The 14,609-nt window shown below is 52.5% G+C and carries 15 protein-coding genes; 7 read left to right on the top strand and 8 right to left on the bottom strand.

Going from position 1 to position 14,609, the window contains the following annotated elements:
- Positions 1-240: 240 nt before the first annotated feature.
- The 6 genes from ACOZIO_RS03705 to sapA all read right to left on the bottom strand — a co-directional run bounded on the left by ACOZIO_RS03705 (position 241) and on the right by sapA (position 6,972).
- A complete protein-coding gene (locus tag ACOZIO_RS03705) occupies positions 241-1,443 on the bottom strand; it encodes a CMD domain-containing protein (RefSeq protein ID WP_421594937.1) in 1,203 nt (400 codons plus the stop codon).
- Between the two features lie 206 nt (positions 1,444-1,649).
- Positions 1,650-2,459 (bottom strand): putrescine export ABC transporter ATP-binding protein SapF, encoded by an 810-nt coding sequence (sapF, locus tag ACOZIO_RS03700; protein ID WP_129951674.1) that lies wholly within the window; start codon positions 2,457-2,459, stop codon positions 1,650-1,652.
- The gene (sapD, locus tag ACOZIO_RS03695) at positions 2,459-3,451 is read right to left on the bottom strand and encodes a putrescine export ABC transporter ATP-binding protein SapD (protein WP_129951673.1); all 993 of its coding nucleotides are present in this window, start codon (positions 3,449-3,451) and stop codon (positions 2,459-2,461) included. The genes sapF and sapD overlap by 1 nt, the downstream gene beginning before the upstream one ends.
- Entirely contained in the window at positions 3,451-4,341 is an 891-nt protein-coding gene (gene sapC, locus ACOZIO_RS03690; RefSeq protein WP_129951672.1) for a putrescine export ABC transporter permease SapC, read from the bottom strand. The genes sapD and sapC overlap by 1 nt, the downstream gene beginning before the upstream one ends.
- Positions 4,328-5,293, bottom strand: a complete 966-nt coding sequence (sapB, locus tag ACOZIO_RS03685) for a putrescine export ABC transporter permease SapB (protein WP_129951671.1) — start codon at positions 5,291-5,293, stop codon at positions 4,328-4,330. Before sapB ends, sapC begins: the two co-directional genes overlap by 14 nt.
- Positions 5,290-6,972, bottom strand: a complete 1,683-nt coding sequence (gene sapA, locus ACOZIO_RS03680; protein ID WP_129990424.1) for an ABC transporter substrate-binding protein SapA — start codon at positions 6,970-6,972, stop codon at positions 5,290-5,292. The genes sapB and sapA overlap by 4 nt, the downstream gene beginning before the upstream one ends.
- Positions 6,973-7,189: 217 nt before the next feature.
- On the opposite strand from sapA, the gene zigA reads away from it, so the two are divergent.
- Positions 7,190-8,377, top strand: coding sequence for a zinc metallochaperone GTPase ZigA (gene zigA, locus ACOZIO_RS03675; RefSeq protein WP_129952129.1), 1,188 nt, complete (start codon positions 7,190-7,192; stop codon positions 8,375-8,377).
- Positions 8,378-8,597: 220 nt separating this feature from the next.
- On the opposite strand, the gene pspF is transcribed toward zigA, so the two are convergent.
- On the bottom strand, positions 8,598-9,605 hold the full coding sequence (gene pspF / locus ACOZIO_RS03670) for a phage shock protein operon transcriptional activator (RefSeq protein WP_129951669.1): 1,008 nt from the start codon (positions 9,603-9,605) through the stop codon (positions 8,598-8,600).
- A 233-nt stretch (positions 9,606-9,838) separates the two neighbouring features.
- Between pspF and pspA the strand changes: the two genes are divergently transcribed.
- The 6 genes from pspA to ACOZIO_RS03640 all read left to right on the top strand — a co-directional run bounded on the left by pspA (position 9,839) and on the right by ACOZIO_RS03640 (position 13,953).
- Complete coding sequence (gene pspA / locus ACOZIO_RS03665; protein ID WP_129951668.1) at positions 9,839-10,510, top strand: phage shock protein PspA; 672 nt, start codon at positions 9,839-9,841, stop codon at positions 10,508-10,510.
- 86 nt (positions 10,511-10,596) lie between these two features.
- Complete coding sequence (pspB, locus tag ACOZIO_RS03660) at positions 10,597-10,824, top strand: envelope stress response membrane protein PspB (RefSeq protein ID WP_129990422.1); 228 nt, start codon at positions 10,597-10,599, stop codon at positions 10,822-10,824.
- Positions 10,824-11,183 carry an envelope stress response membrane protein PspC gene (gene pspC, locus ACOZIO_RS03655; RefSeq protein ID WP_129951666.1) on the top strand — a complete coding sequence of 120 codons (360 nt, stop codon included), beginning with the start codon at positions 10,824-10,826 and terminating at the stop codon, positions 11,181-11,183. Before pspB ends, pspC begins: the two co-directional genes overlap by 1 nt.
- An 82-nt stretch (positions 11,184-11,265) precedes the next feature.
- Positions 11,266-11,517 carry a phage shock protein PspD gene (locus tag ACOZIO_RS03650; protein WP_129951665.1) on the top strand — a complete coding sequence of 84 codons (252 nt, stop codon included), beginning with the start codon at positions 11,266-11,268 and terminating at the stop codon, positions 11,515-11,517.
- On the top strand, positions 11,492-12,889 hold the full coding sequence (locus ACOZIO_RS03645; RefSeq protein ID WP_217219418.1) for a YcjX family protein: 1,398 nt from the start codon (positions 11,492-11,494) through the stop codon (positions 12,887-12,889). Before ACOZIO_RS03650 ends, ACOZIO_RS03645 begins: the two co-directional genes overlap by 26 nt.
- Positions 12,886-13,953, top strand: a complete 1,068-nt coding sequence (locus ACOZIO_RS03640; RefSeq protein WP_129951663.1) for a YcjF family protein — start codon at positions 12,886-12,888, stop codon at positions 13,951-13,953. The genes ACOZIO_RS03645 and ACOZIO_RS03640 overlap by 4 nt, the downstream gene beginning before the upstream one ends.
- An 85-nt stretch (positions 13,954-14,038) precedes the next feature.
- Here ACOZIO_RS03640 and ACOZIO_RS03635 read toward each other — a convergent pair whose 3' ends face one another.
- Positions 14,039-14,230, bottom strand: a complete 192-nt coding sequence (locus ACOZIO_RS03635; protein WP_129951662.1) for a chemotaxis protein — start codon at positions 14,228-14,230, stop codon at positions 14,039-14,041.
- Between the last annotated feature and the right edge of the window lie 379 nt (positions 14,231-14,609).

Here is a 14,609-nt window from a genome sequence, read left to right as displayed (position 1 = left end):
TTTCTATGTTGACGGGGTTTATGAAGTGATTTGTGAATAAATAATTTACTGCTGGAGATCTACCCGCAACGCCGCACAGTCTAATGTGATCAGCTTCTCGTTTTAACACTAAATTTCCGATTGAAAATAAGATTAATACGACTTATGCCGGTTAGGTGGTGCAGGGGTTTACAATTGACATCACCGGCAGGTGAATATCCTGCCGGAATGAGGGGGGTACAAGGAGAGTAAAAAGGAGGACTATTGATTCAGGGTATCGCCCAGCGTCTGAATCAGCCGGTTTGACCAGCTGAACAGTGCCGTTGTCAGCAGAATATCCAGAGATTGTGTTGCTGAATACCCGGCATCAGACAAACCATGCAGCTGGCGCGCATCAAAACGTTCCGGCGTCCGTGTCAGGGTGACCACCGCCTCCAGCAAGGCAGTCTCTTTTTTGTCTTGCAGATTTTTCGACAGCGTATCGATGGCATCATCACGGTGATTTTCTGCGAATAAGTCATTAATCAGCCTCTCATTACCGCCCGCTTCGAGATACAAACGGCCGTGGATCCCGGCGCAATACAAACAACCGTTCAGCTGTGACGTGGTGACGGCAGCCAGCTCACGCCATGTAGCGACCGGATCCGCACCTGCCTGCATAATATTGTTAAATACTGCAGAAAATTCGCTCAGCGCGTCGGCATCATGTACCAGCAAAGTATAGAAAGACGAAGAGCGGGCATCAGGTGCGATTAAATCCAGCACATCCTGCTGATGCTGGCTGGCATCTTCCGGCACCACTTCAGGTAATCGTGACGTCCATTGCAACATTGCGAGTGAAAATCCTTTTTGCTCACATCCTTCCGGTGAAGGAAACCCCGGCAAGACGGCGGCAGCGCGTCCACGTAAACCATTAAGAACCGCCAGAACGCGCGCCTGATAGCTGACAAAGCCAATCAGCTGCGTAAAGGTCACGATATCGCGCGTGCTGAAACCGACATCATAAAGCTGATGCAACATCGGCACCGTAATCAGTGTTGGCTGGGTAGCTAGGAGTCGTGCGAACTGGGTAATGTGGGTCTGGCGGAGGTTACTTTTACGGGAGGCATCAGGGCTGGGTAGCGGAGCGAGTCGGGCAGCGTAATGGCTACAGAGTATCTGTACGCCGGTAACCTGTGCCACTGTCAGAGCACTACTGAGACGGTCATACAATGATAATGTTTCAGTACGCGAAACCTTCAGCGTGTCAGGAAACAGCACCTCATAACAGGTCCGGGATGCCCGAAGCAGTCGCTGGCGTTCATTAAGCAACTGGCGAAGCGTCGGGTCGAGCTGAACATCAAGGCCCAGCAGAAAGCGATCCTGTACCAACGCAGCGTGGGGATCGAGCGGAAGATGACCATATTGGCTGGATTGTGTTTCATGATACCAGCCGCTGTGTGCGGCCTTGCGTTGTTGTTCCATGAACGGGTCCTTTCTTCAAGCCTGTTACTCAGGCAAATTATCAGACCCTATCGTTGCCGATACCGCTGTCGATATAAAATAATGTTAAGCGATAAATCATATCTAAAAGGAATAGAAGGGGGTGAATTTGCATAAAAAGAAAACGGTGACAGTTTCCTGACACCGTTTAGGGGGAGAATCTGCCCGTCTATTACCCTGCAGAGAGATTAATTACCGTCCCGACGCCAGGCATCAGCCGTCAGCGCTTCACCGAAGTGACTGGAAATCAACCGTTTGGTCAGGTCATGCAGCGGTGCTGCCAGCACTTCGGCCGTATTCCCACGCTCCACCACTTCGCCTTCGTGCATCACCAGTACCTGATCGCTGATGTGTTTCATCATGCCCAGATGCTGAGTCACATAGATATACGAGATGCCCTGTCTTTCCTGTAATTCGAGCATCATATTGATGATTTGCGAACGCATCGACATATCCAGAGACGCCAGTGCCTCATCGGCCACGATGACTTTGGGTTGCAGGATAAGCGCGCGCGCCAGTGCCACGCGTTGTTTCTGACCGGACGCCAGCATATGCGGATAATAATTAGCATGATCGGGCAGCATCCCGACCAGCCGCAACGTCTCGTTGATGCGTTGTTCGCGCTGTTGTGCATCCATTTCGCTGTTCAGACGCAGTGGCGCTTCAAGTAACTGCCCGATACGCTGACGCGGATTAAGTGAGGTGCTCGGATCCTGGAAAATCATACGGATTTGCTGGCTGCGAAAGCGATAATCACCAAACGCCAGCGGATGTTCATCAATGAGAATTTCGCCGCCGCTTGGCTCGACCATGCCGGAAAGCATTTTAGCCAGCGTCGACTTGCCCGAACCATTCTCGCCGATGATCGCCAGCGTTTGTTTTTCGCGCAGTGTAAAACTGACCGGTTTCACTGCCTCGAGATTCATCTTGCGGAACAGTCCGGTGCGATAACGGAACGTTTTGCTCAGATTACGGACTTCGAGCAGAGTTTCGCCCATTATTGCTCCTCCATGTTCAGCGGGAAATGGCAGGCATACGCATGGGTTTTAGCCAGACGCAGACGCGGTGTTTCAATACATTTTTTCTGCGCGTAAGGGCAACGTGGTCCCAGGCGGCAGCCAATCGGCAAATGTTCCAGCGAAGGAATGGCACCCGGCAAGGTATTCAGACGGCTTTTATGCGGTAATGAACGGCCGAAATCCGGCATCGCGCGGATCAGTGCCTGTGTATAAGGATGATGTGGCGAGGCCAGCAGTTCTTCACACACCGCACTTTCAACAGTTTGCCCGCAGTACAGCACATTGACGCGGTTCGCCCATTTGCTCATCATTTGCAGATCATGACTGATCAGCAAAATGGTGGTGTTATTGTTCTGATTGAGCCGCGCCAGCAGACGGAAAATCTGCGCCTGCGTAGTCGGCTCCATGGCATTCGTCGGCTCATCAGCAATCAGCAAGCGTGGCTGATTTGCCAGCGCGATGGCGATCATCACTTTCTGGCATTCGCCTTCAGTCAGCTCATACGGATAACTGGCCATAATATCTTTGTGATCTTTAATGCCGACGCGGTGCAGCAGTTCGATGGCGCGTTTTTTCCGCCACTTCCAGCGCTGATACCAGCGGCCTTTATAGGTCCAGCCGGGGATCGCCTGAATCAGCTGGCGGCCAATGCTTTCCGAAGGATCCAGACAGGACTGCGGCTCCTGGAAAATCATCGACACGTTTTGCCCGACCAGTTTGCGCCGCTCACGGGGCGTCAGTTGCAACAGGTCGATGTTATCAAAGCGCATACGGTCAGCCGTCACACGCCAGTTATCTTTGGTAACGCCACAAATCGCTTTGGCAATCAGGCTCTTACCCGAACCGGATTCCCCTACCAGCCCGCGAATTTCACCGGCGTTAAGCGTCATACTGACGCGGTCGACGGCTTTGACCGGGCCCTCGGCGGTCATAAATTCGATGGTCAGATTGCGGATATCGAGTAACGGCATTATTCCACCCCCGCGTTAATCGCCCGGCGCACACCGTCACCCAGCAGGTTGATCAGTAGCACGCTGATAAGAATGGCGGCACCCGGCAGCATGACTGTCCACGGCGCAACGTACACCAGTTCCAGCGAATCGCCGAGCATGGCACCCCATTCCGGTGAAGGCAGTTGCGCGCCCAGATCCAGAAAACCTAACGCGGCGATATCCAGAATCGCCATAGACAGGGCACGGGTAAATTCCGTGGCCAGCACCGCGACAATATTCGGCAAAACGGCAAAACGCAGGATTTGCCAGGTAGAGGCCCCATCGAGACGCACGGCAACCACATATTCTTTTTCCAGTTCATCATGCACGGCACTGTAAATGGTACGGGAAATACGCGGCAACAGGGCCAGCCAGACCGCCAGCATCGCATGTTCAAGCTTCGGGCCAATAAACGCGACCACGACAATTGCCAGCAGCAGGGAAGGGATCGACAGCAGTGTATCGAGAATATGGTTCAGAATGGCCGATTTCAGGCCACGGCTGATCCCTGCCAGCACACCGACAATGACGCCACATAATGATGCGGCCAGCGTGATCAGCAGCGCGCCGCCAATCGTCGGTGCCGCGCCGGTTAACATCCGGCTAAGTAAATCACGCCCCAGATCGTCTGTGCCAAGAAAGAACGACACATTGCCGTAGCGTGACCAGGATGGCGGCAACAGCTGATAGCCAAGAAATTGTTGATCGAGCGCGTAAGGGGCTAATAAATGGCCAAATATGCACAGCAATAACAAACCGAGCACACCGTAGAAACCAATCATCGACAGCGTGTCGCGATAGAAAATCCCCCAGGTGTGGCGCAGCGGGCTCGGAACCTGTTTTTCGCGGTATACATTATCGAAGGGCATACCATTCCTTATGTTTCAATGGATTCATCAGTGCACCCAGAATGTCTGAAAGCACATTGACCACAATGACCAGCGAGCCAACGACCATCACACCGGCTGAAATCGCCGCATAATCCTGCTGACGGATGGCGTTAATCAGCCAGCGTCCGATGCCCGGCCAGTTAAACACCACTTCGGTAATCATCGCCAGTGTCAGCATGGTCGAAAATTGCAGGCCGAGTTTTGGGATGATCGGTGGCAATGCATTGTGTAATACATGACGACGGATAATCGTAAAGCGTGATAAACCCCGGGTTGCGGCAGCTTTCACGTAGTTTTTTTCCAGCACATCATCGGTAGAAATGCGCATCAGGCGGATCACTTCAGTCGTCGGTGCAACGGCCAGTGCGGCGATCGGTAAAATCATATGGCGGATAGCGCTCATGATCATCTCATGGCGGTATGGCGAATCAGAAAGCCATGCATCAACCAACGTCAGGCCGGTGACGGTTTTCAACTGATAGAGTAAATCCAGCCGACCGGAGACCGGCAGCCAGCCCAGTTGCAGCGAGAAGAACAGCATCAGCAGCACCGCCAGCCAGAACACCGGGATGGAAAAACCGAGCAGGGCGATGCTGCTGATGGCCACATCCGTCCATTTTCCGCGCATCACTCCCGCCAGAATGCCAAGCGGGATGCCGACGACTAACGCCAGCGCAAAGGCCAGAACGCACAGTTCAATCGTGGCCGGGAAAACCGCTTTCAGCTGATAAGTGATGCCTTCGCCGTTGATGCTCGACACACCAAAATCAAACTGGCAAAGACCCGCAAAATAGAAGCGGTAGGCATCCCATAAAGAGGCACCGCGCAGTGGCGCATTCGGCGTGAAATAACTCAGGCTGAAGGCCACCAGGCTGAGAAAAAACAACGTGACCAGCAGGAGCAAAATACGGCGTAGCGTAAAGATGATCATGGGGCTTTCCTTCCTTCGTCATCACGGCTCTTTTCATCATCACGAAACACGCCGGCAAAAGAGGAGTTGCCAAACGGGCTCAATACCAGCCCTTTAATATCGTAACGGTAAGCCTGAAGGCGCAGGGAAGAGGCCAGTGGCAACACCGGCAGCTCCTGCTCAAGTATCTTTTGCGCCTGCTGATAAAACTCAATGCGCTGAGAAAGTTGTTGTGACAGCAACCCCTGACGCAGCAATTCATCAAATTCCGGGTGACACCAGTGAGCATAGTTGGTCTGCGAATGAATCGCCGCGCAACTGAGCATCGGGCGGAAGAAACTGTCCGGGTCATTACTGTCTGTTGACCAGCCGGATAACGTCAGGTCGTGATTCATCTCCATCAGCTTTGCTTCCTGGAAACGTCCCTCGACCGGGACAATCGTCACTTTAATCCCCACCTGCGCCAAATCTGCCTGAATGAGTTCAGCGGTTTTCAGCGGGCTGGGGTTAAATGACTGTGACGCCGTCGGAACCCATAAATGCAGATTAAGGTTTTCCTGTCCGAGGTCTTTAAGGATTTGTTTCGCTTTATCCGGATTGTATTCCGTCACCTGCGCGTTGCTGTCATAAGCCCAGGACGCACGCGGCAGAATAGACGCAGCGGTTTCAGCAGTGCCGTAATATATGGACTGCATCAGGCGCTGATTGTTGATCGACAGCGCGACTGCCTGACGGATACGCGGATCATTGAGCGGGGCTTTGTTGGTATTAAAAGCCAGATACGCAACGTTCATCCCCGGACGCAGGGAGAGACGCAAACGCGGATCCTCACGTAATATGGACAGCTGACTGGCTGCCGGATAGGCCAGCACATCACATTCACCGGTCAGCAGTTTCGACAAACGTCCGGTGCCGCCAACGCCCATATCAATCACCACCTGCGACATGCGCGGCGTCCCTTTCCAGTACTGACCGTTGCGCGCCAGGCGTACATACTGGCCGGTGCGATATTCGCCTAACTGGAACGGGCCGGTGCCGACCGGCTGGCGATCAATCTCTTCTTCGTTGCCGGATTTTGTCAAATTCGCGGCATATTCAGCGGAAAGCACCGGTGCGTAGTGTGTCGCCAGATGCCACAGGAATGACGCGTCAGGATTATTCAGACGAAACTCGACAGTGTAGTCGTCGAGTTTTTTGATGCTTTTCACCGCCCGGGCAAACTGCAGACTGTCAAAATACGGGTATTCCTCACCGTTTACAGCATGGTAATGATTATTCGGGTCGATAATACGCTGGAAGCTGAATACCACGTCGTCGGCATTCATTTTACGCGATGGCGAAAACCAGCCGGTTTTCTGGAAAGGTACATCTTTGCGCAGATGAAAACGGTAGGTTGCGCCATCATCCAGCACTTCCCAGCTTTGCGCCAGTTCGGGGATCAGGCGATAGGTATAAGGATCAACATCCAGCAGGCGGTCGTATAACTGTGCGGCCAGCGTATCAATAATCAGTCCGCTGCTGGCTTTCTGCGGGTTAAAGGTATTGACCATGCCGTTAACACAATAGACAAAGCCGCTCTGGCGAATATCTTTCACCGGCGCACTGACCTCTGACGGGCTGGCGTGTGTTGGGGCAGTTTCAGCAAAGACTGCAGTGGACAAGCCGCTCAGTAAAAGCATCCACAAAGTTAGACGGCGCATAAAGGCTTCAAAGTTAAGGTGCAATACTGTCAGTGTATCGCACTCTGCCAGGTACCCCAATCCATTGAGCAAATCAGCGCATGATCCTGCGGCACTTCGCGCAAAAACTGGCCATCTGTAAATAAAACCCTTGAAATCGGCATGCTATTGTTATGTTATATTATAACAATAAACGCAGGCGAAAAATTCCTGCACTGTTCTAGCAATGAGGTTAATGATGTCCTTACTCCCCGTTACCGTGCTGTCCGGTTTTCTTGGCGCAGGCAAAACTACCGTTCTCAACCACATTCTGAACAACCGTCAGGGACTGCGTGTGGCGGTTATCGTCAATGATATGAGTGAGGTGAACATTGACGCCGCGCTGATCACTAACGAAATTACCCTTGACCGTCAGCAGGAAAAACTGGTGGAAATGAGCAACGGCTGCATCTGTTGTACGTTGCGGGAAGATTTGCTGATTTCAGTGCGCGGGCTGGCACAGGCCGGATGTTTTGATTATCTGCTGATTGAATCGAGTGGTATTTCAGAACCGCTGCCGGTGGCAGAAACGTTCACATTTGAAGATGAAAACGGTGAAAGTTTGTCGCAGTTTGCGCGGCTGGATACGCTGGTGACTGTTGTTGATGGCGTCAACTTTATGCAGCAATATCAGGAAGCACGGAGTGTGCAGGAGGCCGGTGAAAGTCTCGGTGAGGACGATGAGCGCAGCGTGACGGATCTGCTCATCGACCAGATAGAGTTCTGTAACGTGTTGCTGGTGAGTAAAACCGATCTTCTCGACAGCCGGCAGCAGCGCGAAGTGATTGCGTTGCTGAAAAGCCTCAATCCTGATGCGCACATTATTCCGATTTCCCCTGGCAGCCTGCCGCTGGACACCGTGCTGAATACACACCGGTTTGATTTCGCCAAAGCACAACAGGCGCCGGGCTGGCTGAAAGAGTTACGTGGTGAACATAAACCGGAGACTGAAGAGTACGGCATCAGCAGTTTTGTCTACACGGCGCGCAGGCCGTTTGATCCGGATAAATTTTACCGCGTGGTGCATGGTGACTGGGGCGGCGGCACTTTACTGCGCTCCAAAGGCTTTTTCTGGCTGGCGTCGCGTCCGCGTTTTGCCGGCCAATGGAGTCAGGCGGGGGGGATTGCGCGTTATGGCATGGCAGGTATTTTCTGGCGTTCTCTGCCGGAAAGCGACTGGCCGGAGGATGATGAAACCCGTGAACACATTTTGGAAAAATGGGTAGAGCCGTTTGGAGATATGCGACAGGAACTGGTCTTTATCGGTCAGCACATGAATAAAGAAGAGATTATCCGGCGGCTGGATGCGTGCCTGCTTAGCGAAGAACAGATGGCAGAAGGTATTGAACACTGGGTGAACATGGCTGATCCGTTCCCGGCATGGTAGTCCTTAGGGAGGGTAGGGTTGTTCAATAAGTAGCCATAATGTCATTGTGGTAATGAGAAATATTCTCAACAAAGTGCTTTACAGACGATACTGAGAACCATTATCATCTTTTCACCGGACGAGAAATGCCCCGCCAGGGACGTTAATCGCGAGGTACGACATTGCTCACATTGCTTCCAGTATGACTTAGCCAGCTCGGGTGCTGGCTTTTTTTTGCCTGTTATTCAGCCGCTTCCTGCGAGTTCACCTGTATCCCGTGTTTCTTCAACATCCCGCGTAACTGATGATACGTCACGTTCAGCAGCTCAGCGGCTTTACGCTGATTAAACCGCGCCTGCCGCAAAGCCTGTCCGATCAGATTTTTTTCCTGCCCGGTGAGCCATTGCTTAATATCCAGCGGCAGTGTCGGCAGGTTTTCGTGCTTACTGTCATCAGCCGGTTCCGCAGCGCCGTTGCGCGGTGTGAACGGGTTCAGAATGATATTATCAAGCGGAAAATCACTGGTGCCATGGCGGTACATCGAACGTTCCACCACATTTTTCAGCTCACGGATATTGCCCGGCCATTGATACGTCAGCAGCGTCTCCCGGGCGTACTCTGTAAATCCGGGAAATAAAGGCAGGGAAAGTTCACGACACATCTGGATGGCAAAATGTTCGGCCAGTAACATGATGTCCTGCTGACGTTCGCGCAGGGGCGGTAATTGCACCACATCAAACGCCAGCCGGTCCAGCAGGTCAGCGCGGAATTTCCCTTCAGCGGCCAGCTTCGGCAAATCATCATTCGTCGCACACACCAGACGGACATCCACCTGCAACGGCTGGCTGCCGCCGACGCGTTCCAGATGACCGTATTCGATCACGCGCAGCAGTTTTTCCTGTACCAGCATGGGGGCTGTCGCCAGTTCATCAAGAAATAACGTGCCGCCATCCGCACGTTCAAAGCGCCCGAGATGACGTTTCTGCGCACCGGTAAACGCGCCTGCTTCATGGCCGAACAGTTCAGAATCCAGCAGGTTTTCATTGAGCGCCGCACAGTTAAGTGAAATAAACGGCCCCTGCCAGCGGGGTGAAAGATAATGCAGACGATGCGCGATCAGTTCCTTACCGCTGCCGCGTTCGCCGGTGACCAGAACCGGCTTGTTCAGCTTCGCCAGTTGTGAAACCTGTTCCAGCACCTCAATGAAGGCGTTGGCTTCGCCAAGTAAATTGTCTGTGTTATCCGTCATTTGGCTTTCCTTGTGTGGTGAAAAACACTAACACTTAGTGAAAATCGTCATCCCGAAAAATAAGCATAGCAGAGGCAACGCTGAAAAATTCAATTTATTCATGCAGATAATAATTTAAAAAAGTTGGCACGGATCCTGATATAGGTTTATCACTGCAGTGAAAAAATCACCTGCGGCTTTAACCGGTAATCATTTGGCCGGAAACCAAACAGAAACAAAGAGGAATTTCGATTATGGGTATTTTTTCTCGCTTCGCTGACATCATTAACGCCAACATCAATACCTTGCTGGATAAAGCAGAAGATCCGCAAAAACTGGTTCGTCTGATGATTCAGGAAATGGAAGACACGCTGGTGGAGCTGCGTTCTACCTCGGCCCGTGCGCTGGCAGAAAAGAAACAATTGATCCGCCGTATCGATCAGGGTGAATCCCAGCAGATTGAATGGCAGGACAAAGCTGAACTGGCGCTGCGTAAAGATAAAGACGATCTGGCGCGTGCGGCGTTGATCGAAAAGCAAAAATTGTCCGAGTTAGTCACTACGCTGAAAAACGAAGTGGCCGTGGTAGAAGAAACGCTGGACCGGATGAAGTCAGAAATTGGCGAGCTGGAAAGTAAACTGACCGAAACCCGTGCCCGCCAGCAGGCGCTGACCTTACGTCATCAGGCTGCGGCGTCTTCCCGTGACGTTCGCCGTCAGCTTGACAGTGGTAAAATTGATGAAGCCATGGCGCGTTTTGAGCAGTTTGAACGCCGTATTGATCATATGGAAGCGGAAGCAGAAAGTGTCAGCATCGGTAAAAAGAAATCGCTGGATCAGCAATTCGCTGAACTCAAAGCCGACGATGAAATCAGCGCACAGATTGCTGCCCTGAAAGCGAAAATGAACAGCACTCCGGACGCGTAATATTTGCTACCCAACCTGCCTGTTCACCGGCAGGTTGGGCAGGGTTTACAAATTAATAAGACTCATCAAAATCTAGGAGTGATGTAATGAGCTTCCTGTTCTTAGCCATCCCGCTGACCATTTTCGTCTTATTCGTGGCGCCCGTCTGGTTGTGGCTTCACTACAGCAATCGCCAGCAAAATGGCAGTCAGCTCAGTCAGCATGAGATGCAAAATCTCAGCAGTCTGACCCATGAGGCGCAGCGTATGCGTGAACGCATTCAGGCGCTGGAAGAAATACTCGATGCCGAACATCCGGGCTGGAGGCAATCATAATGGCGAATCGCCTGTCTGAGAAAAAGTTGTACCGTGTGCCGGAAGAGGGCGTGGTAAAAGGTGTGCTGGCGGGGTTGTCGCACTATCTGGGCGTGCCGGTAAAACTGCTGCGTATTATGGCTGTACTGTCGGTTTTCTTTGGGCTGTTCATGTTCACATTGGTGGCGTACATCATTCTCAGCTACGTGCTGGATCCTGTACCGGCCAGTGAATATGAGGAGGAAACTGCGCCATCGCCGAGAAATTTGCTGGAAGAGGCTGACCGTGAACTGAAAGCCAGCGAGCAACGTTTACGCCAGGTCGAACGCTATGTGACTTCGGAAACTTTCGGTGTACGTAGCCGGTTCCGCCAGCTTTAATCATTTTCACCGCCTTGCCTCTGGCAGCCGGACATGGCTCCGGCTGCCATTTTCCCTCTCACCTCCCGCTGAAGGAATCTTTATGACCCGTTCCCTGAATTCCTCGCTGCCGGGTAAGCGCAGCCTGTTTTCGAAAATTTTCAGCGTTATGATGACGCTGGCGCTGACTTTTGGCCCTGCCGGGCTGGCGGCGCGTGTGCTGGGCGTAGTGGGAAAAGGGCCACTACGGTATGTTTTAGCACTATTATTAGAACCGTTATTCAAACGTATTTTGACCGCGCTGTTTGGGCGCTACGCCAGGGAGAGCAATGAAAAGACTACAAAGCGACTTTAGTTCACTGATCAATCGCGGCATGGACAGGCATCTGCGGCTGGCTGTCACCGGCTTAAGCCGCAGTGGCAAAACCGCTTTTATTACCGCTTTCGTTAACCAGCTATTACACATGCACAGCGGCGCCCGCTTACCGCTGTTTTCGGCGGCCCGCGAAGAGCGGCTGCTCGGTGTGAAACGCGTCCCCCAACGTGATCTGGGCGTGTCGCGGTTTACCTATGACGAAGGTCTGGCATCACTTTATGGCACGCCACCTGCGTGGCCCACGCCCACACGCGGCGTCAGCGAAATCCGCCTGGCGCTGCGTTACCGCTCCAATGATTCCCTGCTGCGTCACTTTAAAGATACCTCCACGCTCTATCTGGAGATCGTCGATTATCCTGGCGAATGGCTGCTGGATCTGCCGATGCTGGAGCAAAATTATTCCGACTGGTCGCGCCAGATGGCGGGGCTGTTACAGGGTGATCGCGCAGAATGGGCAAAGCCGTGGCTGACGCTGTGCGAAAAATGCGATCCGCTGGCACCGGCGGATGAAAATTTGCTCGGCGCGATTGCCCAGGCTTACACCGGTTATCTGGTGCGTTGCAAAAACGAAGGTTTGCATTTTATCCAGCCCGGGCGTTTTGTTTTGCCGGGAGATATGGCCGGTGCGCCTGCGCTGCAATTTTTCCCGTGGCCCGAGCTGAATCGTTATTCGGATGCGCAGCTGGCACAGGCGGATAAAAACAGCAATTTTGGTATGCTGCGCACACGTTTCGATTATTACTGCCAGAACATTGTGAAGGGTTTTTATAAAGATCACTTCGTGAAGTTCGACCGCCAGATTGTGCTGGTCGATTGCCTGCAGCCGCTCAACAGCGGGCCGCAGGCGTTTAACGATATGCGCCTGGCACTGACTCAGCTGATGCAAAGTTTTCACTACGGTAAACGTACGCTGTTCCGCCGTCTGTTTAATCCGTGCATCGACAAACTGATGTTCGCCGCCACCAAAGCCGACCACATCACCGGCGATCAGCACGCTAATCTGGTATCACTGTTACAGCAACTGGTGCAGGAAGCCTGGCAGAATGCTGCGTTCGAAGGCATTAGCATGGATTGCGCCGGGCTGGCTTCGGTACAGGCGACGGAAACGGGCATGGTGGAATATCAGGGGCAAAGTTTGCCCGCGCTGAAAGGACACCGGTTACAGGATGGTGCGCCGCTGACCGTGTTCCCCGGCGAAGTGCCTGCGCGCCTGCCGGGGCATGCGTTCTGGCAAAAACAGGGTTTTCATTTTGACGAGTTTCGTCCGCGCGAAATGAGTGTGGACACCCCGTTGCCGCACATCCGTCTGGATGCGGTGATGGAGTTTTTACTGGGAGATAAAATGCGATGAGCGAACCGATAAAACCGCGTATCGATTTTGAAACGGAATTAACAGCGCCGGCGGAGCCGCTGATCAAACCGGCTGTGGCCTTTGACGCGCAGATTTCAGAGCGCTTTATTCCGGTTACCGCCGAGACAGATGAACATCAGGAGGAGGGCGAAGCCGAAGCGGTGCTTAACCGCGCGCTGAAACCCCGCCGCAGTTTATGGGGCAAAATTGTGCGCCTCGGCGTGGCGGTGCTGGGTATCAGCGTCGTGGCACAGGGCATGCAACGGGTTCATGAGGCCTGGATCCAACAGGACTGGGTGGCGCTCGGTGCCTGCACCGCAGGTGGGCTGATTATTGTCGCTGGCGTGGGGTCTGTTGCCACCGAATGGCGGCGTTTGTACCGCCTGCGTCAGCGGGCCAGTGAGCGCGATACGGCACGCGAATTAATGCACAGCCACGGGTTAGGGCAGGGGCGTGCATTCTGCGAAAAACTGGCAGCACAGGCTGGCCTGGATAACAGCCATCCGGCGTTGCAACGCTGGAAGGCCTCACTGCATGAAACCCAGAATGACCGCGAAGTGGTCGAACTGTATGCCCGTCTGGTTCAGCCGGTTCTCGACGTGCAGGCACGGCGTGAAATCAGTCATTCAGCCGCCGAATCCGCGCTGATGATTGCCGTCAGCCCGCTGGCTCTGGTGGATATGGCATTTATTGCCTGGCGTAACCTGCGACTGGTCAACCGCATCGCGGTACTTTATGGCATTGAACTCGGCTATTACAGCCGTATCCGGTTGTTCCGTCTGGTATTGCTCAATATGGCGTTCGCCGGCGCATCTGAACTGGTGCGTGAGGTGGGTATGGACTGGATGTCACAGGATCTGGCCGCCCGGCTTTCTGCCCGTGCTGCACAAGGGATCGGGGCCGGTTTGCTGACCGCGCGTCTGGGCATCAAAACCATGGAGTTATGCCGTCCGCTGCCGTGGCTGGAAGGCGATAAACCGAAACTCGGTGATTTTCGCCGCGAGCTTATCGGCAAGCTGAAGAACAGCATGGTGAAAAGCGAGAAAACAAAAACAGGCGTGTGATATTACGTCAGTTTTGAGCGACAATAAAAAAGCCCCCAAATAAATGGGGGCTCGAATTACTCTGATTAACCTTTAAGACTGAAAACTAGGTTGTCAGATAGTTCTGTGCTTTAGCGAGACCATCGGAAATTTGTGAATACGCCTTGTTCACCGCATTACTGGTGTCACTTACCGCGTCCTGACCAAAGCTTGATAGGCGATCGGCAACTTTATTAACATCTTCCGACCAACCTGCACCATTAACCATTTCAATATCACGTTCTGTTAATTGTTTCATCTTAGGCCTTCCTTTTAATCTGTTAAAGCAAGTCCCCTTTAATACCGGGGGCGATGAAAACATTGAGTAAGTCTATGGAGATAATTTCTACGCAATGTCTTCACAGGGATTAAGCCTAGAGTACTGCGTGCTGAATTTGTCTAGGAATAATCTCCTAAGTGAGATTTTCTTTTCAACAATTTGTTTTTATTGATTATTTAAATATAATCTAACCGGAGTGATTTATTTAACGAACGAAAATTAATCAGATTTATGGCCGACTGGTTATTTCAGAGAATGCTTGAAAATTAATATTTCTACATCATTGTTGCGGTGCGGAAATAAATTTGTCGTGTGTTTCAGAGTAATCGCGGTGGCAGCGTGATGACAGGCTGCTATC

The sequence above is a fragment of the Rahnella sp. PD4 genome, from assembly GCF_049199325.1.
GTDB lineage: Bacteria > Pseudomonadota > Gammaproteobacteria > Enterobacterales > Enterobacteriaceae > Rahnella > Rahnella perminowiae.
This window is presented reverse-complemented; position numbering and strand designations above follow the sequence as displayed.